This window comes from Bacillus glycinifermentans, from assembly GCF_001042475.2.
Classification (GTDB): domain Bacteria; phylum Bacillota; class Bacilli; order Bacillales; family Bacillaceae; genus Bacillus; species Bacillus glycinifermentans.
The window spans coordinates 1-944 of sequence record NZ_LECW02000073.1 but is presented as its reverse complement, the minus strand read 5'-3'; the positions used below and the strand labels follow the sequence as shown (position 1 = coordinate 944).

General features: G+C 50.4%; 2 protein-coding genes. Both read left to right on the top strand.

Going from position 1 to position 944, the window contains the following annotated elements:
• The coding region (locus AB447_RS26550; protein WP_172796395.1) for a DNA cytosine methyltransferase at positions 1–622 on the top strand (622 nt) is incomplete at its 5' end.
• On the top strand, positions 604–944 hold a 341-nt coding region (locus AB447_RS23905), incomplete at its 3' end, for a DNA adenine methylase (RefSeq protein WP_172796394.1). The genes AB447_RS26550 and AB447_RS23905, both read left to right, overlap by 19 nt.

The following is a 944-nucleotide window of genomic DNA, read 5'->3' as shown; positions in this document are numbered from 1 at the left end:
CAATATGGAGCTCGACCGCACGTTATTTGACCTGGAAAGTGCAGGTTACAAAGGGCAATCGTTTATTATACCGGCTTGTGCCGTCGACGCCAAACATCGAAGAGATCGAACATTCGTTGTTGCCTACTCCGACAGCGTCAGACGCATGGAATACGAGAGACAGCCGCAAGCGGTTCAACAATCCAAACAGCAAGAGTTACAACGAAAAGAAAGCCATGAATCCATCATGTCAAAACCTGCACACGGCTGTCACAAAACTATGGCCGACACCGACAGCGCGGGATTGGAAGGGACGAACCGGTCCGAACTGGAATCATCAGACGTTGCCAGATGCCGTTCTATGGCCGACACCGAGAACCAAGGGGATGTGCGGCGGCACTGGATCATTTCAAACGATGATCGATCTTCAGGAAAAAGGAGTCATTACCGAAGAGGAACGGAAACAGATGACGGCGGGCAACGGTGGACACCTGAACCCGACGTGGGTCGAGTGGCTCATGGGGTTCCCAATCGGGTGGACAGAATTAAAGGATTAGGCAACGCGGTGGTGCCTCAGCAAATTTTCCCGATCTTCAAAGCAATCATGGAACAGGAGGCAGCAAGATGGCAAGGTCACCTTTAATCTGGTTTGGCGGCAAGGCCAAATATGCCGAACACATCATAAACAAAATGCCCGCCCATAAGGTTTATGTCGAGCCTTTCGGCGGTGCGGCCCATGTCATAGCAAATAAGCCGAAAATATCCCATGAAGTGTACAACGATATTGACGGAAATGTGGTCAATTTCCTAATGCAAGTCAGAAAGGATCCGAAAGCAATGCAAAAGGCTTGTGAGTCTATTCCTTACAGCCGGGCGCTTTACGAGAAATGGAAGACTGAGGATTACCCAACAGACGACTTCGACCGGGCTGTCCGGTGGTTTTATATGAACCGGTCCGGGATCAG